The 22,326-nt window shown below is 71.2% G+C and carries 22 protein-coding genes, 2 tRNA genes and 1 pseudogene; 12 read left to right on the top strand and 13 right to left on the bottom strand.

From position 1 onward, the window contains the following. Positions 1 to 29 precede the first annotated feature (29 nt). The 3 genes from IRY44_RS11640 to IRY44_RS11630 all read left to right on the top strand — a co-directional run bounded on the left by IRY44_RS11640 (position 30) and on the right by IRY44_RS11630 (position 2,270). Positions 30 to 371, top strand: coding sequence for a DUF1330 domain-containing protein (locus tag IRY44_RS11640; protein WP_194800407.1), 342 nt, complete (start codon positions 30 to 32; stop codon positions 369 to 371). Beyond that, a complete protein-coding gene (locus IRY44_RS11635) occupies positions 368 to 1,411 on the top strand; it encodes a P1 family peptidase (protein WP_228531947.1) in 1,044 nt (347 codons plus the stop codon). The genes IRY44_RS11640 and IRY44_RS11635 overlap by 4 nt, the downstream gene beginning before the upstream one ends. A 175-nt stretch (positions 1,412 to 1,586) precedes the next feature. Further along, positions 1,587 to 2,270 carry an excalibur calcium-binding domain-containing protein gene (locus IRY44_RS11630; RefSeq protein WP_269697821.1) on the top strand — a complete coding sequence of 228 codons (684 nt, stop codon included), beginning with the start codon at positions 1,587 to 1,589 and terminating at the stop codon, positions 2,268 to 2,270. A gap of 41 nt (positions 2,271 to 2,311) precedes the next feature. Here IRY44_RS11630 and IRY44_RS11625 read toward each other — a convergent pair whose 3' ends face one another. Continuing rightward, positions 2,312 to 2,689: a helix-turn-helix domain-containing protein gene (locus IRY44_RS11625; protein ID WP_194800406.1), complete on the bottom strand. Its 378-nt coding sequence runs from the start codon at positions 2,687 to 2,689 to the stop codon at positions 2,312 to 2,314. A 78-nt stretch (positions 2,690 to 2,767) separates the two neighbouring features. Here IRY44_RS11625 and IRY44_RS11620 point away from each other — a divergent pair, with 78 nt between their 5' ends. From IRY44_RS11620 to IRY44_RS11610, 3 genes are all read left to right on the top strand, one after another. Beyond that, positions 2,768 to 3,178 (top strand): RidA family protein, encoded by a 411-nt coding sequence (locus IRY44_RS11620; protein ID WP_194800405.1) that lies wholly within the window; start codon positions 2,768 to 2,770, stop codon positions 3,176 to 3,178. A 388-nt stretch (positions 3,179 to 3,566) separates the two neighbouring features. Beyond that, positions 3,567 to 4,103 (top strand): hypothetical protein, encoded by a 537-nt coding sequence (locus tag IRY44_RS11615; RefSeq protein WP_194800404.1) that lies wholly within the window; start codon positions 3,567 to 3,569, stop codon positions 4,101 to 4,103. Positions 4,104 to 4,199: 96 nt separating this feature from the next. Beyond that, a complete protein-coding gene (locus IRY44_RS11610; RefSeq protein WP_194800403.1) occupies positions 4,200 to 5,228 on the top strand; it encodes a WD40 repeat domain-containing protein in 1,029 nt (342 codons plus the stop codon). 168 nt (positions 5,229 to 5,396) lie between these two features. Here IRY44_RS11610 and IRY44_RS11605 read toward each other — a convergent pair whose 3' ends face one another. The 4 genes from IRY44_RS11605 to IRY44_RS11590 form a co-directional block, all read right to left on the bottom strand. Then, positions 5,397 to 6,467, bottom strand: coding sequence for a polysaccharide deacetylase family protein (locus IRY44_RS11605; protein WP_194800402.1), 1,071 nt, complete (start codon positions 6,465 to 6,467; stop codon positions 5,397 to 5,399). Positions 6,468 to 6,916: 449 nt separating this feature from the next. Then, the gene (locus tag IRY44_RS11600) at positions 6,917 to 7,351 is read right to left on the bottom strand and encodes a DUF6228 family protein (RefSeq protein WP_194800401.1); all 435 of its coding nucleotides are present in this window, start codon (positions 7,349 to 7,351) and stop codon (positions 6,917 to 6,919) included. A 164-nt stretch (positions 7,352 to 7,515) separates the two neighbouring features. Further along, positions 7,516 to 7,740, bottom strand: a complete 225-nt coding sequence (locus IRY44_RS11595) for a hypothetical protein (RefSeq protein WP_194800400.1) — start codon at positions 7,738 to 7,740, stop codon at positions 7,516 to 7,518. 424 nt (positions 7,741 to 8,164) lie between these two features. After that, positions 8,165 to 8,722 carry a MarR family winged helix-turn-helix transcriptional regulator gene (locus IRY44_RS11590; protein ID WP_194800399.1) on the bottom strand — a complete coding sequence of 186 codons (558 nt, stop codon included), beginning with the start codon at positions 8,720 to 8,722 and terminating at the stop codon, positions 8,165 to 8,167. 133 nt (positions 8,723 to 8,855) lie between these two features. Between IRY44_RS11590 and IRY44_RS11585 the strand changes: the two genes are divergently transcribed. Then, positions 8,856 to 9,788: an NADP-dependent oxidoreductase gene (locus tag IRY44_RS11585; protein WP_194800398.1), complete on the top strand. Its 933-nt coding sequence runs from the start codon at positions 8,856 to 8,858 to the stop codon at positions 9,786 to 9,788. A 63-nt stretch (positions 9,789 to 9,851) separates the two neighbouring features. Continuing rightward, positions 9,852 to 10,940 carry an alkene reductase gene (locus IRY44_RS11580; RefSeq protein WP_194800397.1) on the top strand — a complete coding sequence of 363 codons (1,089 nt, stop codon included), beginning with the start codon at positions 9,852 to 9,854 and terminating at the stop codon, positions 10,938 to 10,940. 70 nt (positions 10,941 to 11,010) lie between these two features. Here IRY44_RS11580 and IRY44_RS11575 read toward each other — a convergent pair whose 3' ends face one another. The 4 genes and pseudogenes from IRY44_RS11575 to IRY44_RS11560 form a co-directional block, all read right to left on the bottom strand. Then, complete coding sequence (locus IRY44_RS11575; protein ID WP_194800396.1) at positions 11,011 to 11,847, bottom strand: LLM class flavin-dependent oxidoreductase; 837 nt, start codon at positions 11,845 to 11,847, stop codon at positions 11,011 to 11,013. Positions 11,848 to 11,910: 63 nt separating this feature from the next. After that, positions 11,911 to 12,301: pseudogene (locus IRY44_RS11570) on the bottom strand (LuxR C-terminal-related transcriptional regulator); the annotation flags it as partial. A 228-nt stretch (positions 12,302 to 12,529) separates the two neighbouring features. Next, positions 12,530 to 12,602: transfer RNA gene (locus IRY44_RS11565), tRNA-Arg, on the bottom strand. A 36-nt stretch (positions 12,603 to 12,638) separates the two neighbouring features. Continuing rightward, positions 12,639 to 12,729, bottom strand: a tRNA-Ser gene (locus IRY44_RS11560). A gap of 864 nt (positions 12,730 to 13,593) precedes the next feature. Here IRY44_RS11560 and IRY44_RS11555 point away from each other — a divergent pair. Further along, positions 13,594 to 14,196, top strand: a complete 603-nt coding sequence (locus IRY44_RS11555) for a hypothetical protein (protein WP_228531860.1) — start codon at positions 13,594 to 13,596, stop codon at positions 14,194 to 14,196. Positions 14,197 to 14,296: 100 nt separating this feature from the next. On the opposite strand, the gene IRY44_RS11550 is transcribed toward IRY44_RS11555, so the two are convergent. Further along, the gene (locus IRY44_RS11550; protein WP_030499361.1) at positions 14,297 to 15,070 is read right to left on the bottom strand and encodes a CPBP family intramembrane glutamic endopeptidase; all 774 of its coding nucleotides are present in this window, start codon (positions 15,068 to 15,070) and stop codon (positions 14,297 to 14,299) included. A gap of 122 nt (positions 15,071 to 15,192) precedes the next feature. Here IRY44_RS11550 and IRY44_RS11545 point away from each other — a divergent pair, with 122 nt between their 5' ends. Continuing rightward, a complete protein-coding gene (locus IRY44_RS11545) occupies positions 15,193 to 16,314 on the top strand; it encodes a globin domain-containing protein (protein WP_194800394.1) in 1,122 nt (373 codons plus the stop codon). 69 nt (positions 16,315 to 16,383) lie between these two features. On the opposite strand, the gene IRY44_RS11540 is transcribed toward IRY44_RS11545, so the two are convergent. Continuing rightward, a complete protein-coding gene (locus IRY44_RS11540; protein WP_194800393.1) occupies positions 16,384 to 17,916 on the bottom strand; it encodes a peptide deformylase in 1,533 nt (510 codons plus the stop codon). 321 nt (positions 17,917 to 18,237) lie between these two features. Here IRY44_RS11540 and IRY44_RS11535 point away from each other — a divergent pair, with 321 nt between their 5' ends. After that, on the top strand, positions 18,238 to 19,020 hold the full coding sequence (locus tag IRY44_RS11535; protein WP_194800439.1) for a hypothetical protein: 783 nt from the start codon (positions 18,238 to 18,240) through the stop codon (positions 19,018 to 19,020). Positions 19,021 to 19,024: 4 nt separating this feature from the next. On the opposite strand, the gene IRY44_RS11530 is transcribed toward IRY44_RS11535, so the two are convergent. After that, positions 19,025 to 20,803 (bottom strand): hypothetical protein, encoded by a 1,779-nt coding sequence (locus IRY44_RS11530; RefSeq protein ID WP_194800392.1) that lies wholly within the window; start codon positions 20,801 to 20,803, stop codon positions 19,025 to 19,027. Positions 20,804 to 21,011: 208 nt separating this feature from the next. On the opposite strand from IRY44_RS11530, the gene IRY44_RS11525 reads away from it, so the two are divergent. Then, on the top strand, positions 21,012 to 21,722 hold the full coding sequence (locus tag IRY44_RS11525; protein WP_194800391.1) for a class I SAM-dependent methyltransferase: 711 nt from the start codon (positions 21,012 to 21,014) through the stop codon (positions 21,720 to 21,722). A 32-nt stretch (positions 21,723 to 21,754) separates the two neighbouring features. Here IRY44_RS11525 and IRY44_RS11520 read toward each other — a convergent pair whose 3' ends face one another. Beyond that, entirely contained in the window at positions 21,755 to 22,288 is a 534-nt protein-coding gene (locus tag IRY44_RS11520; protein ID WP_194800390.1) for a YbhB/YbcL family Raf kinase inhibitor-like protein, read from the bottom strand. Positions 22,289 to 22,326: the final 38 nt, after the last annotated feature.

Here is a 22,326-nt window from a genome sequence, read left to right as displayed (position 1 = left end):
GTTCGTAGTTCGACGGCCGGAAGGACACCATGCCCGCGTACGCCATCGCCCACCTCCAGGACGCCGCCCCGCACCCGGACATCGCCGAGTACGTCGAGCGTCTCCCCGGCACCCTCGCCCCGTACGGCGGCCGTTTCCTCGTGCACGCCACGCCGCACGAGGTGAAGGAGGGCACGTGGCCCGGTGCCGTCGTGATGCTCGGCTTCCCGGGCATCGCCGAGGCCCGGGCCTGGTGGGACTCGCCCGCCTACCAGGAGATCGCGCCGCTGCGCTCGCGGCACATCGAGGGCGACATCATCCTGGTCGAGGGCGTCCCCGACGACTACTCCCCGACCGGCATGGCGCAGGCGATCCGGTCGGCGGCGTCCTGAGTCGGTCCGGCCGGCGCGCCCGCGACCTGGGGATCGTCGTCGGGTCGCTGCCCACCGGGCCGGACAACGCGATCACCGACGTGCCCGGCGTCCTGGTCGGTCACACCACCGTCGACGACGGCGCCGACCTGCACACCGGCGTCACCGCGATCGTGCCGAGCGGGCTCGGCCCCGGACGGTGGACGCTGCCCGCCGCGGTGTACGCCGGCAACGGCCACGGGAAGCTCGTCGGCTCGACGCAGGTGGACGAGCTCGGCGTACTGGAGTCCCCGGTGGTCCTGACCGCCACGCTGTCGGTGTTCCGGGCGGCGGACGCGCTGCTCGGGCACCTGATGGAGCGCCGGCCGGACGGGCTGTCGTTCAACCCGCTGGTCGGTGAGACCAACGACGGGCACCTGTCGGACATCCGCCGCCGCCCGATCACGAAGGCCCACGTCCTGGCGGCACTCGCCGGGGCGAGCGGCGGACTCCCCGCCGAAGGCTGCGTCGGCGCCGGTACCGGCACCACCGCCCTGGGCTACAAGGCGGGCATCGGCACCTCGTCCCGCACGGTCAAGACCGCCGGCCACACGCGGACGGTCGGGGCGCTGGTCCAGTCCAACTTCGGCGGCGTCCTCACCGCGCTCGGGGTGCCGCTACCGGTCGACGAGCTGGTCCCGGCCGCCGACCGGACCGAGCCGCCCGGCAACTCGTGCATGATCGTGGTGGCGACCGACGTACCAGTGGACGCGCGCCAGCTCCGCCGGCTCGCCCGCCGGGCCGTGTTCGCGATGGCCCGGGTGGGTGCGTCGTTCAGCAACACCAGCGGGGACTACGCGATCGCGTTCACCACCTCGGATCAGCAGCCGATCCCGGACGCCGCAATCGATCCCGTGTTCGCCGGCGTGCTGGACACGGTCGAGGAGGCGCTGCTCAATTCGCTGTTCACCGCCGTCACCACTACCGGTGTGGGCGGCCGTACCAGTCACGCGGTTCCCCATCGGGCCGCCGTCGAGCGGCTGGCGGCAGCGGGACGGCTCACGGCCCGGCCGTACGCCTGATCCACCGTGCCCCTCGCCGTCGGCCGTTCGGCGAGGGGCCGAGTCCGATCATCCGCCGCATCGATGCCGATGTTCCGGCCGATGCCGACCGTTTCGTCGCTTATCACGCCGGTAAGGTCCGGTCTGTCGGCTCAGTGACACTGCGGGCCGCAGGCGTCGCTCCACACTGCCCGCTGTGACCGAACTCCCTCCCCAGGATCCGCGGCGCGAACAGGCGCCGCTGCCCGACAAGCCCGGCATCCCGCTCTCGGCACCGCCACGGCCGTCGTGGTGGAGCCGCCGACCGGCTGCGATCAAGGTGTTCCTCGGCCTCGCCTGCAGCGGCGCGCTGCTGGGCATCGGCATGACCGGATGCGCCACTTCCGAGCCGAGCGGGTCGCCGGAGAAGGTGGCCCAGGGGGTGCCGACAGTGGCGGCGCCCACCACCACGGCCCCAGCGCCCGAGCTCAGCACCGTGTCGCCCGAGCCGTCGCCGTCACCCACCACGGCCGCGCCGGCCACCGCGAAGCCCGCGTCGAAGCCGAGCCCGCGCAAGACCACGAAGCCCGCCGTCTACTACAAGAACTGCGATGCCGTACGCGCAGCCGGCAAGGCGCCGCTGCTGCGCGGCCAGCCGGGGTACCGGACCGGGCTGGATCGCGACCTCGACGGCGAGGCGTGTGAGCCGAGTGGCGGCAACGGCGAGTCCGGCGGTGGCAGCACGGGCGGTGGCGGCAGTTCGGGTGGCGGCGGCAACGACCCGCGCTTCGGCACCTGCAAGGAGGCGAACGCCAACGGGTACGGGCCGTACCGGCAGGGCAAGGATCCGGAGTACTACTGGTACATCGACCGGGACAACGACGGCATGGTCTGCGAGTGACGTCCGGCACCGGGGCGGACCGGACGGTGCCGCCCCGGTGGTCACTCCAGCTCGTCGTCGAATGCCCTGCGGGCGCGCTCGATCTGCGCCATGTGGGCGTCGGCCCAGTCGAGCAGGACGTCGACCGGTGCACGCAGCGTCTTGCCCAGCGGGGTGATCCGATACTCGACAGCGACCGGGCGCGTCGCCACGACGTGCCGTTCCACGATGCCGTTGCGTTCGAGTCGCCGCAGGGTCGCCGTCAGGGACTTCTGCGTCACCGCCGGGATCGCGCGGCGCAGCTCGTTGAAGCGGCACGGACGCTCGCACAGCTCGTTCAGGACGCTCAGCGACCACTTGTCCAGCACCTGATCGAGCAGTTCGCGGTGCGGTGCGTCGACGCGCAGCTCGGCGGCACCGGCGGCGGCGGTATCGCTCATGAAACCAGGTCTCCTTGAAGTGTCCTCCGTCAACTAGGTATCAATGGTAAACCTCAGTTGCCCAGTGGAGGAGCACCGATGTCCGTCACCCGTCTCAGCCCTGCCGGTCTTCAGCCGAACACGCCGTACCACCACGTGGCAGTCGCCACCGGATCGCGCCACATCCACGTCAGCGGCCAGGTCGCACGACTGGGCGACGGCTCACCCGTCGCCACCGGGGACCTGGCCGGGCAGGTCGCGCAGGTGCTGCGCAACACCGGCCGCGCCCTCGCCGGCGCCGACGCCTCGTTCGAGGACGTGGTCCGGCTGACCTTCTACGTCACCGACTGGACGCCCGAGAAGATCGGGCCGTTCATGGCCGGGATCGAGTCGGTCGCCGAGGAACTCGGACTGCCGCAGCCGCTTCCGCCGGCGTCGCTGATCGGCGTCGATCACCTCTTCGAGCCGGACGTGCTGGTGGAGTTGGAGGCGACAGCGATCGCACACTGAGCAGCTTTCTGCTCGACGTACATCACATCCATCGTCATTCGCGCATCCATGGAACGAGCCCTGCCCTCGGGTAGATCCACCACCACAGGACGTGCGCGGGTGGCCAGTAGGTCACGGCGGCGATGGCGAGATACCAGGGACGTCATCCGTCGAGCAACCCGCGGTAGCCGTGGGCGTCGGCCCAGCCGTGCACGGCCCAACTCCACAGCGCATAGCCGGCAAGGAGAGCGAGGGACCAACCGATCCGTGCGGACTTCCCGAGCCTCCGCCCACGTCGGCGGCCCGGTGCCTCTCGCGCAGGCCACGCCACGCGTACATCATGATCCTGCCTTGCAAGGTCACCCGATCCGCGCGGGGCGGTCACCCGACCTGATGGGAAGTTGAGGCCATGATCCGGCGGAATGACCCGCTCGCCCTGTTGGCGATCGCCATGGGCACGGCGGCCGGCGCCTTCGTCCTCGTGACGCCCTCCCGCGTCCCCCATACCCCACAGACGCTGCTGATGGGTCTCACGCTGCTCGGCACGCTCGTACTGTTCATGTACCTCGCGGGGCCGGCTGCCTTCGTGGCGGTGACCCACACGCACGTCGTCGTGGCTAACCCGCTCGTCGGATACCGCGTCCCCCGGTCACTGGTCGACGGAGTCCGGCTCGACGGGTTCGACATCGAGCTGCGGGTCTCGGGGCACGCGCCCATTCCGATTGCCGCCCTGATCCCGGCCCTGGGCGGCCACAACCGACTGCGTCCCGAGGATTACCAGACGCGCTTGAACAGGCTCGCGGCGCTCTTGAACCACACGCCGGCGACGCTCGTAGCCGGCACGATGGCGCGCCGGTACCGGTATGTGCACCTCGTTCTCTTGGCGGTGGACGTGCTGGCTCTGGTCGGGATGGTGCTCTCCATCAGCACCGACCCCCTGGCGTAGATGTACGGCGCCGGAAGCGTCGGCCCCACCGGCCCACGGTCACGTGGCGTCGTCTGGGAAGCTGGCCCGTCGATCTTCATGGATGATGGGAGCGGGATGTCGCAGGACTGGGAACTGGACGACAGGCAGGCATTGACCTCGGTGGCGGTGGACACCGGAGACAGCGGCTTCATAACCGCATTGGCCGCCGGTACCCGCAACGGTCAGCCGGTGTTCGCCTCCGGCTCCGAGGACGCGACGATCCGGCTGTGGGACGCGGCCACCGGCGGAATCATCGACTCCCTGGACGCCGGCGGCGCGGTCACCTCGGTGGCCTTCGGCGGGCCCGACCTGGACATCGTGGTGGGTGTCACCGACCAAGGGCTGGTGCAGCGCTGGGACGCCAACTCGGGCGCGAAACTGGGCGACCCGCTGCATCACGGCGACCATCCGATGTATGCGGCGGCCACTGTCGACATCGGCGGCCGCTGCCTGCTCGGCGTCAGCGGAGCGGACCAGACGCTGCGAATCTGGGACATCGTGACGGCCGAACCGCTGGCCCAGGTTCCGGTGGGCCAAACCGTCCGATCCCTGTCGATGGCCGCAGCCGGCGAGAGACTCCTGGCGATGGTGCACGGCGACATTGTCGGCGACGCGGATTGCCTGGCGGATTCCATGGCTGCGCTGTGGGACGTATGGGCCGCAGAGCGGGTCAGGCAGCCGCTACAGCTCAGCGACCGCGCCGACGTCGCCGTGCTCGGCGTGCTGAACGGCCGGGCGGTGCTCGTCCAGGGCCTGGACGTCGGCGCCGACGACTTCGACTTCGACCCGGCGGGCATGGACGATCTGCAGTTGCGGGACGCCGTGACCGGCGAACTCCTCCGCGAGTTCGACGATCACGGGAACGGCCGTTGCAGCACGGTGGAGCTGATCACCGCCGCCGGACGGACCTGGGTCGTCTCAGGCCACGAGGGTGGTGTCGTGCTGCTCGACGACGGACTCCGGCCGGTCGGCGACGCCTACGACGGGCACGACGGCGAGGCCGTCGACCTGGTTGCCGGGACGGAGGCGGGCGGTGACCTGGTGATCGCCTCCGTCGGCGACGCGAACAGCGTGCAGATCAGGCGGGCCACGCTCCCGGGCTGAGCCGGCCCGCCCCGGGCCTCCGGCACGGGGTGTGGTGGCAGACGGTGACGACGGCGACATCGCCCCATCGTGAACGCCGCGATGGGGCGATGCCCGAACGTCAAGTCCGCCGCTTTCGACCGAGCCCAGCCCTGAGCCGTTTCCAGTGGCCTGGGCAGGTTACCGGGGTCAGCCCGCGGTGCAGGAACGGATCTGGGGCCTGGCGCTGCTGTTGCCGTTCATCATCGTGGTGAAGCCGAAGGTGTTGCCGCTGCCGTTGGACCGCATCGTCATCACGTAACCGGTGCTGTCCCAACTGGGGGAGCCGTTCCAGGTGGTGGAGACCCGCTGCGGCGGGGTCAGAGCCACGACCACGGTCCAGTTGCCGGCCCCCTGAACCGTCACCGAGGTGTTGTACCGGTCACCCCAGACGTTGGGGGTCGTCGCCGTCGCTGTGCACCCGCCGCCGCTGGGAGGCGGAGTGGTCGGCGGCGGAGTGGTCGGCGTGCCGGTCGGCGCCGGAGTGGTCGGCGGCGGAGTGCCGTCCGGGGCCACCGCTCGGCCGGTGCTCGGTGAGATCATGCCCGGGCAGAGGTTGCGGCTGGTCAGGTTGGCCATGATCTGCGGAATCGCGTCGCGGGTGTTCTGAATGCCGTCGTGCATCAGGATCACCTGGCCGGCCTGGAGGCGGCTGGCGTTGGAGACGATCTGGCTGACGCTGGCGCCGTTCCAGTCCTGGGAGTCGACGTCCCAGATCACCTGGCGCAGGCCGAGCGACGAGGCGACCGACTGGAGGGTCGAGTTGGTCTCCCCGTAGGGCGGGCGGAACAACTGCGGCCGGACGCCGGTCGCCGCCTGGATCGCCGAGTTGGTCTGGGAGAGGTCCGACTGCATCTGACTCTGACTCATCGAGGTCATGTGCGCGTGGTTCCAACTGTGGTTGGCCACCCACATGCCCGCGTCGACCTGGGCCCGCGCGGCGGACTGGTTGCTCTGCACGTTCTGCCCGACGTTGAACATGGTCGCCCGTACGTTGTTCGCGCGCAGCACGGACAACAGGGCGCTGGTGCTGCCGGTCGGCCCGTCGTCGAAGGTGATGCCGACGTACCCGTTGCAGGTGGCGGCGCTGGACGGAGTGGCGGCGACCGCGAGACCGGCGGCACTCAGCGCCACAGTGGAGGCGAGCACTGCCAACCGGACGGTGAGACGCGATGTTCGAGGTGCGGACGGGCGGCGGGAGCCGCGGATGCTGGCGTACATGCGCAGGTCCTCCTTGGGACGGGTGATACCTGACGACGCATGGCGTCAATCGAAAGAGATTGATGTTGCCGGCGCTCGGAGTATTGCAGCGGCGTTTCGAGCACGTCAATGATTTTCCGGAATTTTTCCGGAAGTACGTGCCTGGGTGACGTGCCGGATTCCCTGGACAATGCCCATGAACTGGCCATTCACCGTCTCACCTAACCGGTAGCGCAGCGAACAGCGGCGGCAAGGAACCGCCCTGCACATGCTGCGAGAACCAGAAGGCCACGTGATCCCCAAGTGCATGTCCAGGCCGTCCGGGGGTCGCCTGGTCCGGGTCCTCAAGCACTCGGCAACTCGATCGCCCGTTCCGGGGCTCGGCGGGCTGGTCGCTCCGGTCCTACGTGGTCTGCCCCACCGGTCTGCCCTCACCAGTGGCACGCAGAGACATGTCGTCGCCGTGGCGGCTACGTACGGAGGAGGTGCGTGAGGTCAGCGGCGAAGCGGGTCATCTCCTCCCCCGCTTCGAGCACGAAGACCGCCCTGGCGGACCAGGCTTTGTCCTCCACATCGAGGCCAGGAGCCCGGAGAGTCACGCCCAGCGACACGTAGCCACGTCCGTCGTGCCGGGCATCGATAGCGAGTTCGCGCTCCACGGACGTCCAGGTACGAGTCCCGTTCCAACCACGCCAGTCCGCTGCGAGCCGCTCAACGAACGCCGGCAGCGTCGTCGCCAGGTCGGCATAGCGGCCGTCGATCTTGGCGACCGTCGAAGCGGTCATACCCTCTTCGTGCAACGCAGTCGCGATCGTGAAGACGTAGCCGTCACCGTACGGATCCTGCGGCGGATGGACGACCCATCGCGCGCCGCCGTAGGGCTGCAGAACGAACGGCTCAGTCATGGTGGCTCGCAGTATGCAGGGTCACTGACGCCCTCGCCTCTGCGAGGGGGCCAATGGCTCCCACAACCACACCGAGCCCGCCGAGGACGGATACGAGAAAGCCCTCCGGGTGGCTCCGTCCGTACCCCGTGGTCCGAGTTGTTGCTGTCAACAGCTGCTGTCAGTCATTGCGCCCGGTCCCGGCACCCGCAGCGGTTCATGACGCCGCGGTACGCGTCCACTCGCCCATCGAGCCGCTCCACCAAGAGGTGGTCGTCTTCGCGCCAGATCGTTTCGCCGGGATGCACGACGACCGGTTGGTCCAGTACGAAGTGGCGCCAGCGATCAATCAGCGTGAGGCGGTCTGCCCGCTCGCGCAACGATGGGCTCTTCCTCCTGGCCGTGCTCATGCTCGACAGCATCGATCAGGCGGCGGACGGGCTGCAACAGCTAGCCGAGAAGTCCTGACCGTAACCGCAGTGACCTACGAATTACGAGATGATCAAGTTGCTGACCACGGTCTACCTGCACCAATGTGGCTGGCCTGCGGAAACCGTCGCGGCATCTCTCGGCGCCAGCCGCCGGGGCTCGACCTCTTGAGGACTGTAGCGGGCGGACGTCGCCGCCACCATCGACGACGCCGAGGCGCGGATCCGGCGGGCGCTGCCCATCGCCACCGCGATCTACCTCGAACTCGACATCGACCGGCAGCCCGCCCGCACCAGCGCCACCTGACCCGGAGGTCCGGGTCGCGGTGCCCGGGTCGCCGACGTCGGCGTAGTGCCGAGGAAAGCGGCGGGGACTGCCGTCCGGGCGGGCTGACGGCGGAGCGCGTCAGTCGGCCTGGGCCGGGGTGTCCGGCGTGGACCTGGGGCGGCGCTTGCGTGGTGTGGCCGAGCGGGGCGGCAGCGCGCGCATGTGGTCGCGTACCCGGGTCATGATGTCGCCGAGGTGACGTACGTCGTCGTCGGAGAGCGGGTTGAACAGCAGCAGCCGCGACACCTCGATGTGGCCGGGCAGGATCCGGCGGAACAGGGCAGCACCCGCGTCGGTCAGGGCGACGAGGGTGGCCCGTTCGTCACCGGGAAAGCTGCTGCGAGTGATCAGGCCGGCCTTCTCCAGCAGTCCGGCCTGATAGGTCAGCCCACTGCGGCTGTAGACGACGCCGTCGGCGAGCTGGGTCATGGTCAGCGGCGTCTCGGACCGCGCGAGGTTGGCCAGCAGTTGGAACTGCACGTAGCTGATGCCGCCCTCGGTGCGTAGCTGCTGCTCGACGTGGTGTTGCAGCAGGCTGACGGCCTCCAGGAGCGCGAAGTAGGTCTGCAGCTGTTCGGGGTGCAGCGGCGGCACCCCGTCGTCGCTGTCGTCCCCCGCCGTGCGGGTGGATGTCATGTGCGCACCTTACCTGCTTCGAACTCGCAGCATTGTGAGTGGTGTCACGCCTCGCGTGGCTTTGCTTCGAACTCGAAGCGGCCTAGCGTCGAGTCATGCTTCGAGTTCGAAGCGATTATCCGAGGAGGACACCATGAAGGCAGTGCGCTACCACTCCCACGGCGGCAGCGACGTGCTCACCTATGAGGACACCGAACGGCCGGTGGCGGGAGCCGGAGAGGTCGTCGTCCAGGTGGCCGGCACCTCGTTCAACCCGGTGGACGTGGCGATCCGCGCCGGCTACCTGCGGGACGTCTTCCCGCTGACCTTCCCCCACACGCCGAACTTCGACGTCGCCGGAACCATCACCGAGGTGGGCGAGGGCGCCGGCAACTGGAACGTCGGTGACGCGGTCCTGGCGTTTACGCCGATGGCCGCGCCGGGAGCGGCCGCCGAGTACGCGGTCGTCCCCGCCGAAGCGCTTGCCGCCGCGCCGCGTACCGGCGAACTCGCCGACGCCGCGGCCCTGCCCTCCGCCGGCCTGACGGCCTGGCAGTCGCTGTTCGAGCACGCCGGCCTGACCAGCGGGCAGCGCATCGTCGTCAACGGTGCGGGTGGCGCGGTCGGCGGATACGCCGTCCAGTTGGCCAAGCAGGCCGGTGCCGAGGTGACCGCAACCGCCAGTGCGCGCAGCCGCGACCGGCTGCTCTCCTACGGTGCCGACCGGATCGTCGACCACACCACCACCGCGCTCACCGACGCCGTGGCGGGCGAACGGTTCGACGTGGTGCTGAACCTGGTGCCCATCACTCCCGAACAGGGCGCCGAGCTCGTGGATCTGGTCGCCGACGGCGGCGCCTTCGTGAGCACCACCGCTCCGGGCCCGGAGCAGCCCGGACGCGGCATCCGCACGGTACGGGTGTTCGCCCGCAGCGACGCCGCCCAACTCGCCCAGCTGGTGGCCCGCGTCGACGCCGGTGACCTGCGCATCGACGTCAGTCAGCGGCGGGCCCTGCGCGAGTTGGCCGCCGTGCACGACGAGTCCGAGGCCGGCCGGCTGGCCGGCAAGACCGTCCTCATTCCGTGAGTCACCCGCCCCCTTCGCGGGGCGTCTGCCACGACCCACCCCCTGCACGGAGGACAGATCACGATGACGACCGCATTCGAACCCGTCAGCCTCGCCGGCACCAAGCTGAGCAACCGGATCGCGATGGCGCCGATGACCCGCAGCCGCGCCCACGGCCCGGGCGCCGCGCCGACCGCCGACACCGCCACCTACTACGCCCAGCGCGCCTCCGCCGGTCTGATCGTCACCGAGGGCATCCAGCCCTCGGTGATCGGCCAGGGCTACCCGAGTACGCCGGGCCTGCACAGCGCCGAACAGGTCGCGGCGTGGCGTCAGGTCACCGATGCCGTCCACGCCCAGGGCGGGGTCATCTTCGCCCAGCTCATGCACACCGGCCGGATCGGTCACCCCAGCCTGCTGCCCGAGGGCCTCGTCCCGGTCGGTGCGTCACCGGTCGCCGCCGCCGGAAAGGTGCTCACCGCACAGGGCCCACAGGACTTCGTCACGCCCCGCAAGCTGACCGACGCGGAGATCCTCACGACCATCGGCGATTTCGCCGCCGCTGCCCGCAACGCCGTTGCCGCCGGGTTCGACGGCGTGGAGGTGCACGGCGCCAACGGCTACCTGCTGCACCAGTTCCTCTCCACCAATGCCAACCGGCGCAACGACCGCTGGGGCGGCACGGTCGCCGGCCGTATCCGGCTGACCGTCGACGTCGTCCACGCGGTCGCCGACGCGATCGGCCCCCACCGGACCGGACTGAGGATCTCTCCCGCCAACCCGTTCAACGACATCACCGAGGACGCACACCAGCACACCTACACCGCGCTGGCCGACACTCTCAACCCGCTCGGCCTGACCTACCTGCACATCGCCGAGGCCGACGACCGCGACCTCACCCGTGAGCTGCGCCGCCGGTGGGACGGCCCGCTGATCCTCAACCCGTTCACGCCCGGAACGGTCACCGGCCCCGAGCAGCTCGCGCTGATCGAGGACGGCACCGCCGACCTGATCAGCTTCGGCGGCCTGTTCCTCGCCAACCCCGACCTGCCCGCCCGGCTCGCCGCTGGCGGGCCCTACAACACACCCGATCCGGCCACCTTCTACGGCGGCGACGCCCGCGGCTACATCGACTACCCCACGCTCGACGGCAGTCCGAGCGCGGTGAGCTGACCACCGCCGCGCGCAAGGCCTGCCCCGCCGGACGCCGCGGGCAGGCCTTGCGCGGAGCGACATCGGCCGGCTACCGCACCAGTGGACCGACCTGCTGTGCGGTGAATCGAATGAAGCCCTCGAGGTCGGGTTCGTCAGCGGTGGGCTGCAGGATCACGGCGTCGGCTCCGGCGTCCCGGTAGCGGTTCACGACAGCGGCAATGTCGGCTGCGTCGCCGGCCGCTGTGGCGTCCCAGCCGTCCGACTCGTTCCAGGACTCCAGCTCGCGTGCCATGCGTGCCTCGGCGTCGGGGCCGGTCGCCGCATGGACGTACACGGTGACGGCCTTGGCCGTCGCACTGACGGCGGCCACCTCCTGCGGAGGCGTGCCGGCGGTCAGCAGGATCCCGTCGGCGACCTCGCAGACGAGAGCACGCGTCTTCGGCCCGGTCGCGCCGGCGTAGATCCGGGCCGTGCCCACCGGCGGGTAGTCCAGCTTGACCTTGTCGAGCTTGACGTACCGACCCGACGTCGTCACCGTCTCGCCGGCCAGCAGCGCCTTCAGCGCCTCGACGTGCTCGCGCAGCAGCGTCAGCGGCGAGCCCACCCGCGCTCCGACCTGCTCCATCCAGTCCTGGACGCCGTGGCCCACGGTGAGCAGCACCCGGTCGGGGAAGAGCCGGTGCAGCGTGGCGGCCTCCATGGCGAGTGCCGCGACGTTGCGGAACGGCACCGGCAGCAGCCCGACGCCCACCGCCAGCCGGTCGGTCCAGGCCAGGGCCGCGGCGGCGGTGGCGATGCCGCTTTCGAGGAAGCAGTCCTCCCAGAGCCACAACTGGTCGAGGCCGGCCTCGTCAGCGGCGCGTGCGACGGAGCGGAGGCGTTCGGGTGGATTCTGGGGCCGGAACACCACGCCGAGGGTCGTCATGACGGCCAAGCCTAGCCGCGGAGGGGCCCCGCCATCCATGCACTTTCCGGGAGGACGACCCGCTCAGCGTGGGCCGCCCGGCCCGACCAGGCCGGTTTCGTAGGCGACGATGCCAGTTGAGCCCGGTCCCGTACCGCCAGCTTGGTCAGCAGCCGCCCGACGTGCGTCTTCACGGCGGCCAGGCTGATACCGAGGTGCCCGGCCAACTCCGCGTTGGACAGGCCCCGGCCGATCAGCGTGAGGACCTCCCGTTCCCGCTCGGTCACCCGAGCCGTCGTGGCAGCGGCCGGGCCGGTTCGGGCCGACGGGCGAACTCGTCGATGAGCCGCCGGGTCACCGTCGGCGCGAGCAGTCCTTCTCCGGCGGCCACCACCCGGATGCCGGCCAGTAGTTCCGCCGGCGGGGTGTCCTTGAGCAGGAACCCGCTGGCTCCGGCCCGCAGTGCCCCGTAGACACCGGCGATGCCGGGCCGGTGGGGCAGGGCCTGGTCGGGGCCCAGCTCCGCTCGGGCGAAGGAGAACCGGGCCAGCGCGGCGCACGCCAGGTAGCCGACCGGCGCGAGCAGCGCGATCCCGGCGTCGCCGTGCGTCGCCGGCGGGGAACAGGTGCCACCGTCCACCCAGGCCAGACAGCACAAAGGGCCTGACCCGCGTTTCCACAGGTCAGACCCTTCACGATCTTGTGCGCCCGAAGGGACTCGAACCCCTAACCTTCTGATCCGTAGTCAGATGCTCTATCCGTTGAGCTACGGGCGCCTGGTGCTCGGCCAGTCTACACAACCGGCTTTCGCGCGGAGACTCCGGGATTCGAACCCGGGAGGGGCTTTAAGACCCCAACCGCATTAGCAGTGCGGCGCCATAGACCAGACTAGGCGAAGTCTCCCTGGTGACCCACGAGGTCACCGCGCCCGAGGATACAGGCCCGCACCCGCCCGGGGCAAAGCGGATACCGGGACCGGCCCTCGCCACCGCGTTTCCGTCGTGTGCCGGATCACGTCCACGGCTACGCTCCATCGATATGCAGGAGCAGCCGCCGAGCGATCCGCCCCGTCGCGAGCCCGCCCCCAAGGCCCGGCGGAGCCGCTCCCCACGACCGACGTTCAACCCACCGACACCGGATCCCGCTGCGGAGAACGCGACGAGCGACACACCGCCGCCCCGGCGTCCGCGCCGGTCCGCGCCCACTGTCGTCTTCCAGCCGCCGACGCCGGCCACCGCCGCACCGCCGGCACCGCGCCCGCGTCCGGCCGCCGATCCCTCACCAGCCGATCCGGGTACGCCCGCCGAGCAGGCCACACCGGAGGCTTCCACGGCTCCTTCGGGTACGACTGCCGCACAACCTCCGCCGAGCGCCGGGGAGGGCACGGCCCCGACCGATGAGAGGCCAGTCACGGCGGAACAGGATCAAGCCGTCGAGCCTCCGACAGCACCAGGGTCGCCACCGGTCGGGGCAGAGGCGCCGAAACGGACGCGCCGCGCTCCCGCCGCCAAGAAGGCCGCCCCGGTCGCGAAGAAGGCGACCCCGGCGGTGAAGAAGGCCGCCCGGAAGGCGTCGCCCCCGAGGCGGGAGACGGCGATCACTACCCCGGAGCCCACAGAACACGAAGCGCCACAGTTCGAGGTCACCGCCGCCGACACCACGGCATCCCACGCGGGGCAGTCCGCCGAGACGACGCACGGCACGGTCGTCGCGCGGGCACCCGGACAACCCGACGTCACGCGTACCCCGGAAACGGGCTGGCGGGCGGTGGGGCCGCAGCTGCGGGACCATCCCGGGTTCGCGCCGGAGCTGCTGGCCCTGGCGGCGGTCGACGCGCTCGGGCCGCGGGCCTCGGCCTGGGCGGAGCAGGTCCGGCGGGCCTACCCGGAGGCGGACGCCGACGGGGTGGCCCGGCTGGCGACGCGGCGGTTCGTCCGGATGGCCGGTACGGGTGGGGCGCTGGCGGCGGGCGCCGGGTTGTTCGCGCCGGTCGCGGAGCTGGCGTCGGTGCTGTGGACGCAGGCGAACCTGGTGCTGCATCTGGCGGCTGCGTACGGGCGGGATCCGGCGCACCCGGATCGGGCGGCCGAGCTGCTGGTGCTCACGCTGGTGCACCCGGATGACGGCACCGCGCGGGCGGCGCTGGCGGCGGCCCGTGCTGCCGACGCGCCGGCGGACGGGCCGTGGGGGCGGGTGGCGGAGGCGGCCTGGCGGCTGGCCACGCCGGTGGCCGCGCAGGCGGGTGGCTGGCTCGGGCTGCGGTTGGCCGCCCGGTTGCTGCCCGGTGCGGCGGCGCTGGCGGCCGCGACCGGCGGTACGGCAGCCGCGGAGCGCCTCGCCGCGCGGGCGGTCGCCCGGTATCGGGTGTGATCGACACCGGTTCGGCGAGCTGGCGTGGTCAGGCGGGGCCCGATGCCGCCACTTCCCCGACCTGGCGGCGGACGGAACGCGTGCCGGGCCGGCAGCCGGATCAGAGCCAGTCGAACCAGGACTTCGGCAGCATCGCGTAGCCGACGAACGCGAAGATGTCGAGCAGCGTGTGCGCGACGATCAGCGGGGCGACCCGGCGGGTGCGCAGGTAGAACAGCCCGAAGATCACGCCCATCACGGCGTTGCCGACGAACGCGCCGAAGCCCTGGTAGAGGTGGTAGGAGCCGCGCAGCAGCGCGCTCGTGGCGAGCACGGCACCGATCCGCCAGTTGAGCTGCCGTAGCCGGGTGATCAGGTAGCCGACCACGATCACCTCCTCCAGCACGGCGTTCTGCACGGCGGCGAGGATCAGCACCGGCACCGTCCACCAGAGGTCCGGCAGCGCGGCCGGGACCAGCGTGGCGTTCAGGCCGAGCTGTGCCGCCGCCCAGAACAGCGCCAGCCCGGGCAGGCCGATGAGCGCGGTCAGGCCCGCGCCCCGGGCCAGGTCCGAGCCGGGCCGGCGGAAGTCGACACCGAGCGTCCGTGCCGGGTCGCCGGGGTCGCGCGCCAGCAGGTGTACGGCGAGCAGCACCGGCAGCAGCGCGAAGACGATCCCGAGCAGCTGGTACGTGAGGTCGAGGTACGGCCGGGCCGACGCGGAGGTGTTCAGGGCCGCGGTCTGCTTGGACAGTCCGCCGGTCGCGGTGAGCTTCGCGATCAGGGACACCAGGGCGTACACGGCCGACTGGCCGAGGGACAGACCGAGCACGAGCAGCGTCTCGGTGCCCAGCATCCGGCGGGAGACCGGACGGGCCAGCTCGTCAACCGTCACCGGACCATGAAAGCACTTCGGTGACCGGGCCGGACGGTCGCACAGCCTGTGCGACCGGCGTACACGCTCCGTGGACATTCTATGCGGGCCGATCCGCCCGTACGGAGAAGGAGCGTGCCCCTGTGGAGAACTTCGCGCGGCTGCTGAAGGAGAGCTGGACCCTGGTCGAGGAGCACCGGGAGCGGCTCAGCGGTCACTTCTACGCCCGGCTGTTCCTCCTCGATCCGGAGCTGCGCAAGCTCTTCCCGGTGCAGATGAACGGCCAGGGGGACCGCATCCTGGAGGCCATCGTCACAGCCACCCAGACGGTGGGCGACCCGGAGAGCTTCGACGAGTACCTCCGCGCGCTGGGCCGGGACCACCGCAAGTACCACGTGTCGGCCGAGCACTACGCGACGATGGGCGTCGCGCTGCTCGACGCGCTGCGCAGCACCGCCGGGGACGGCTGGAACCTGGAGTACGACCAGGCGTGGCGGGAGGCGTACGCGGGCATCAGCGAGCGGATGCTGGCCGGCGCGGAGGCGGACGAGAACCCGCCGTACTGGCACGCCGAGGTGCTGACGCACGAGCGGCACGGCCCGGACACCGCGGTGCTGACAGTGCGCGCGCTCCAGGATCCGCTGCCCTGGCGGGCCGGGCAGTACGTGAGCGTGGAGGTGCCGCGCTACCACCCGCGGGTGTGGCGGACGTACTCGGTGGCGAACGCGCCGAACGAGGAGAACGTGCTGGAGTTCCACGTGCGGACCCCACCGGGTGCGGCCGGGTGGGTGTCCGGCGCGCTGGTACGCCGTACCAAGCCGGGTGACCTGCTGCGGGTGGCCGCGCCGATGGGCTCGATGACGCTTGATCCGGGGTCCACCCGGGACGTGCTCTGCGTGGCCGGCGGTGTCGGCCTGGCGCCGATCAAGGCGCTGGTGGAGGAGCTGACCCGGGTCAACCGCACGCGCTGGGTGCACGTCTTCTACGGCGCGCGCCGCCCGGACGAGCTGTACGGGCTGCCCGGCCTGGAGGACCTCGTCGCGTCCCACCCGTGGTTGTCGGTGACGCCGGCGTGCAGCGAGGACCCGGACTTCGGCGGCGAACTCGGTGACGTCTCCGAGGTGGTCACCCGGTACGGCCCGTGGACCACGCACGACTGCTACGTCTCCGGCTCGGCCGCGATGGTCCGGGCCACCCTGCGGGCGCTCGCCGCCGACGACGTCCCGCCGGACCACATCCGGTACGACACGTTCGGCAACCTCTGAACCTTGCTCCCCCCGAGCCGGGTCGCGTGCCCCCGCCCCCTGGGGCACGCGACCCGGCCCCCCCGTTTCTCAGTAACGCCAGGGGGTGCCGGTCTCGCGGTACTCCTCCACCGGCACCAGCGGCACGCCGGGCGCCATGCGGTCGACGTAGAGCCGCCCCTCCAGGTGGTCGATCTCGTGCGCGACCAGCCGCGCCATCGCGTACTCGAAGGACGTGATCACCCGGCTGCCGTCCCACAGGGCGTGTTCCACGTCGATCCGCAGCGGCCGGGGCACCAGGCCGCGGTGGTCGAAGAAGGACAGGCAACCCTCGTACTGCTCGTCGGTCTCGGCGGCGGCGTCGACCACCCGGGGGTTGAGCAGCACCACCGGATCGGCCGCCCGGTCGGCCGGGCGCACGAGCGCCGCCGACCAGCCGATGCCGAGCTGGGGCGCGGCGAGGCCGACGCCCTTGCTGAACGGGTGCAGCTCGTCCAGCCGGACCAGCATCGCGGCGAGCCGGTCCATCACCTGCCGGGCGTGCGCCTCGTCGGCCGGCAGGTCGAACTGGCGGGCCCGCTGCCGCAGCAGGTCGTCGCCGCGCTGCACGATGCCCACCGCGCGCATCCGGTCGCTGGCCCGCACCCGGGCGCCGCCGGTGGGCGCGCTGTCCGGTTCGGCGTCCGGCTCGGGACTGCGGAACCGCCACTGCATCCGGTAGCGGGCGTTCAGCGGCGGGTCGTCGGTCCCCCAGTCGAAGACCACCCGGCCGCCGTCCACCGAACGCTGGATCGGGGTACGCAGCGGCCCCTCCTCCGCCGACAGCGAGGTCTCCGCGCCCCACACCTTGGGGTCGAGGTCCGCGGGCAGGTCGAGCCGCACCGCCAGGTGCCGGGTGGGCAGGCGTACGGCCCGCTGGAACCAGGGGCCCCACTTGTCCCGGCCGACGCGGTACGCGTACTCGATGGTGACCCGGTCGCCGGGGTAGAGCGGGAAGCGTCCCTCGTCGTTCTCGAACAGCAGCCAGATCTCCTTGAACGCGTCCCGGTCGTGTTTGGCCCGCCAGTGCATCGGCTCGCGTCCGTTGCCGTCGTCCCGGTACGCGGTGAGTTGCAGCTCGGCGAAGGTGAGCGGGTGTTCCCGGTGGTGCCGGTTGGAGCGGCCGGGGTCGTTGGGGTAGCGGTCGACGGCGACCCGGACCAGGTAGCGGGTGACCGGTTCGGTGCCCGCGTTGTACAGCTCCCGCCGGATCGCGCAGTGGTAGCCGTCACCGGTGTGGGTGAGCGTCGCGACCTCCCGTTCCACCACGAGGCCGGTCCCCGGGGGCAGCCACTGGCCGGGGACGGGCGGGTCGCGGTGGGCCACGCCGGTGCGGCCGTGCCGCAGCTCGTCGTACTCCCGGAAGCGCTGCCAGATCGCGCCGCTGGCCTCCAGGACGGCCTCGGCCCGGCGGGCGAAGTCCTCGGTGGGCCGGTGCCGGCGGCCTTCGACGTGGCTGACGTAGGACGGGTCGAAGCCCATCATCGTGGCCAGTTGCTTCTTGGACAGCCCTCGGCCGGTCCGGTGCCGGGCGAGTTCGGCCGCGAACGAGTCGGCGGCACGCTCGATCGGTGAGGTCGTCATCAGCTTCCTCGTACGCGGGAAGACCATTTTCACGTTGAGTGGCCGAACGTGTACGGAAACTGCCTCGTATTCGACACTCACCTTGACTTTTCAGCGGCACACATCGATCCTTATGCCGTCTGCCGCCGGTTCTCCGGCGGCGTTTTCCGTCTCCGAGGCCGGGTAGTACCCGACGGCCGTGGAGTGACGGGGGCCTCCCCTCGATACCGCGGCATCTCTTCCCCTCCCGCCGGGAGGGTGGTTAGGCTAGCCTTAGCTTGGGTCGACGGCACGCGCCGACCGCAGGGCGACAGGACAGGGGACGGCCAGGTGACTGCGGTGATGCCGGGGCGCGACGCCGCCACCCCGCTCGCCCCGGTGACAGCGACCCTGCGCGCCATGTTCGGCACCGACGATCTGCCCGGGCTCGCGCCCGGCCTGCTTGTGCACGACGAGCTGGACCGCTGGTCCCCCGCCACCCGCCTGATCGACGGCGCGCTGCTGTCCGAGTTCCTGACCCGCGCCGGGCGCCGCTGGGGCGGCACCCCGCACGCGTGTGCCGCGCTGGCCTGGAAGTCCTACAGCTACTGGACCGCGCTCCCCGCCGTGCTCGGCTGGGCGTCCGCCCGCCGGGTGCCGCTGCTCGACCCGGCCGACGTGCTCGTGCACTTCGAGGACCACCACCAGCTCCTCACGCTGGGGCTGCGCGCCTCCACCCCGGTGGCGGTGCTGCCGAGCGACCCGCTGGCTCTCGCCGGAGCTCCGGGCGTACTTGTGGTCCCGGACGAGGCGGCGCTGCTCGGCGCGCTGCGCGCGTCCCTGCTCGACGCCCACTTCGCGCCGCTGATCGGCGCCATCCAGGGCGAGGTCCGGATCGGCACCCGTACGCTGCTCGGCTCGGTGGCCTCCGGCATCGCGCACGGCGTCCTGCGCGCGTCGGACGCGCTGCCCGGCTCGGCCACGGCGGCCGTCGGCACGCTGCTCGCCGCGCTCGACCTGAGCGACCTGGTCGAGCTGGTGCCCGGCCCGGCCGGCGAGCCGACGGTGCAGCGGCGCACCTGCTGCCTGGCGTTCACGCTGCCCCGGCCCAAGGTGTGCCAGGGTTGCTGCGTCCGCCAGGGCTGACCGCTCAGCCGGCCAGCGGCCGGACGTCCCACAACCACACCCCGCCGGTACGCGTCGGCGTGATCCCGCTCAGCTCCGTCATCGCCCGGCGCAGCGCCTCGGCCTGCGGCAGCCGGGGGTCGAGGATCACCGCGCCGGCCCGCCAGTAGCGCAGGTCGTCCACGGCGGCCACCCGGTCCTGCGGCGTGATCGGCGGGACCGCGTCCGTGCGCCGTACCGTCTCGAAGAACGTGCTGGTGGGACGCGGCGGCGCGGTGAAGAGGGCGATCCGGTCCCCGCCGGGGCGGGTGTCCGGATAGAGGAAGTAGCCGCGGGCCAGCGGCATGTCCAGCCGGGTCTCGGCGGACCAGCGCAGCGGGACCGCGTACGTGGTGTCGGGTAGCGGCAGCGTGACGATGCTCCGCCCGTCGGCGACGTAGGGGCGCCAGGCGCCGGAGGTGACGAACGCCGGGGTCGGGTCGAGGCGCTTCGCCGGCAGCGGGGTGGGCAGGATCGGCAGCAGCGACATGGCGAGCACGGTGACGGTGGCGAACCGGATCTGGTCGCGCGTGTCCGGGTGCCGTACGGCCAACTGCCGGACCCGCTCGGCGCCGAACGCGAGCAGCACGCCGATGATCGGGGTGAGCGCGAGCGACCAGCGGGTGGGCACCACCGAGTGCAGGACCGGCAGGTTCTCCAGCGCGGCCCAGGGGCCGGGGATGCCGGTGTCCTGCCCGTCGTAGCGGATCTCCCGGCCGAGCGAGAAGAGCGCGAACACGAACCCGACCGCCGCCAGCCCGAGGACCACGGCGTTGCGGCGCAGCCACCAGACGAGCGCGACCACGAGGACCACCAGCGGCCAGCCGAAGAACGCGTTCTCCTCGGTGGCGTTCTTGACCAGCGGCTCGCTGCCCCGGGCGTCGCCCGCCACCGACTCCCGGGACCAGGCCACGTACGCGGCGAGGTCGGTGGAGTAGCCGCGGATCAGCGTGGAGAGCCCGCTGTACGCGCCGGGGCCGAAGAACTGGACCCAGAGCGGGTACGCGAGCAGCGCCCCGGCGACCACCGCGGCCACAGCGAGCCCGGCGGCGAACGGGCGGGCCGCCGAGCGCAGCGCGGGACGGCCGAGGGCGAGCGCGAGCACCACCACGCCGAGCCCGATCGCGGTCATCAGCAGGATCTCCAGGTTGAGGAACGCCTGCCAGACGATCACCAGGCCGAGCAGGACGCCGTTGCGCAGCCACCGGCCGGGTTCGGCCAGGCGCAGCGTCCGCCAGATGATCAGCGGCACCACGAACTGGCTGACGATGTTGGGGTGCGAGTTGGCGTGCGAGATCATCGCCGGCGCGAACGCGCAGAAGGCGGCACCCAGCCAGGCCGGACCGCGGGACTTCACGACAACTCGGGAGAGCAGGAAATACCAGGACACGCCGGTGGCGGCGAGCCCGAGAGTGAGGAAAATCAGAAAGGACCAGCGCGGACCTGCCCAGAGCGTAATCGGGGTCAGCGGCAATGAAACGGATAATACGGACGTATTAGCCACGAGATTGACGACATCCGGCACATTCATCCGGTCCGAGGTGAACGGATAGGCGAAATCAGTGACGACGCGGGCACCATGTGCCATCATCCATTCGAATTGCGCCTGATCTGTCCGGTTGTCCCGGATGCCATTGCGCGGATCGACCCATAGTCGAGCGGTCACCCAGAACGCGAGCAGCACGAAGCTGAGCACGGCGAGCGCGTCGATCCGCCTACCCTGCCCCGATTTCGGCGTACTCGCGCCGCTTTCCGGAGTAGTCATGACATTTCAGAGCGTAGTCAGGGTATGGCGGGCACGTGCAATGTTCCGGGGAATCACGTACTATGTGCCGAGTTCGCCGAACGCCGAACAGGCACCCCTCCGGATCACAATTCGGCCCCCCTCCGTCCCCCGATTTCCCCCTCAGCCATCCAGATGGTTGACTCTGACGGTCCAGGCGCGGGTCAGTCATATCGTGAGGAATCGACGCATGGCAGAAATCACTGGGGATCAGCGCGTCCAGTCCGAGGTGCTCGAAGGCCTGGCGACGGCTGTCAACCACCGGCAGTGGTTCGTCGAACTGGCGGTGCCCTACCTCGGTGACAACCCGATCGAGATCGGCAGTGGCCTCGGCGACTACGCCTCCGCCTGGGCGGCGTACGCACCCCGGATCACCGCCACCGAGGCCGACCCGGACCGGCTGATCCAGCTCAAGGAGCGGCTGTCCGACCACCCCGGCGTCGAGGTCCGGCAGATGCTGCTCCCGCACCACGAGCGCGGTGACTACAGCGCGGCCGTGTCCTACAACGTGCTGGAGCACATCGACGACCACGTGGGCGCGCTGCGCAGCATGCGGGATCTGGTCCGCCCCGGCGGCGCCGTGGTCATCATCGTGCCGGCGTTCCAGTTCGCCATGAGCCCCGCCGACATCGCCACCGGCCACGTCCGCCGCTACACGAAGAAGACGCTCGCCGCGGCGATGACCGAGGCGGGCCTCACCGTCGAGCGGATCCACTACGCCAACGCGCTCGGCCTGATCGGCTACTTCATGGCCACCAAGGTCTTCCGGCTGATGCCGAAGGAGGGCCCGATGGTCAAGGTGTACGACACGCTCGTGCTGCCGGTCACCAAGGCCGCCGAGCAGCGCGTCCGGCCGCCGTTCGGCCAGTCCGTCTTCGCTGTCGCCCGCGTACCGGCCTGAGGCCGGGGGCCGCGACGGCCCCCGGCCGCCGGTCACTCCTTGATCTGGTACGTGGGGCGGATGACCGCCCGAGCCAGGGTGTGGAACGCCAGGTTGAAGCCGACGAAGGCCGGGCTGGCCCCGGCGGGGATGTCGAGGCGGTCCACGTCCACCGCGTGCACCGCGAACACGTACCGGTGCGGACGGTCCCCGGCCGGCGGCGCCGCGCCCCCGTAGCCGGTGTCGCCGTAGTCGTTGCGGACGCTGAACGCGCCGTCCAGGTCGGCCTCACGCACGCCGGTGGGCAGCTCGGTGACGGACACGGGCAGGTTCACCAGCACCCAGTGCCAGAAGCCGCTGCCGGTCGGGGCGTCCGGGTCGAAGCACGTGACCACGAAGCTCTTGGTCTCGGCCGGGAAGCCCGACCAGGACAGCTGCGGTGAGACGTTCTCGCCGCCGGTGCTGCCGTGCGCGTACCGCGCGTCCATCGGCTCGCCGTTGTGCACGTCGTCGCTGGTGAGGTCGAACGACGGCACCGTCGGCAGCAGCTCGTACGGGTCCGGGGCGATCGGTCGTTCCAGGGTCATCGAAACGGTCCTTCCGGGTACGCGAATGTCCTGCGCCC

It is taken from the genome of Micromonospora sp. ANENR4 (genome assembly GCF_015354395.1).
In the GTDB taxonomy this organism is placed as follows: Bacteria; Actinomycetota; Actinomycetes; order Mycobacteriales; family Micromonosporaceae; genus Micromonospora; species Micromonospora aurantiaca.
This window is presented reverse-complemented; position numbering and strand designations above follow the sequence as displayed.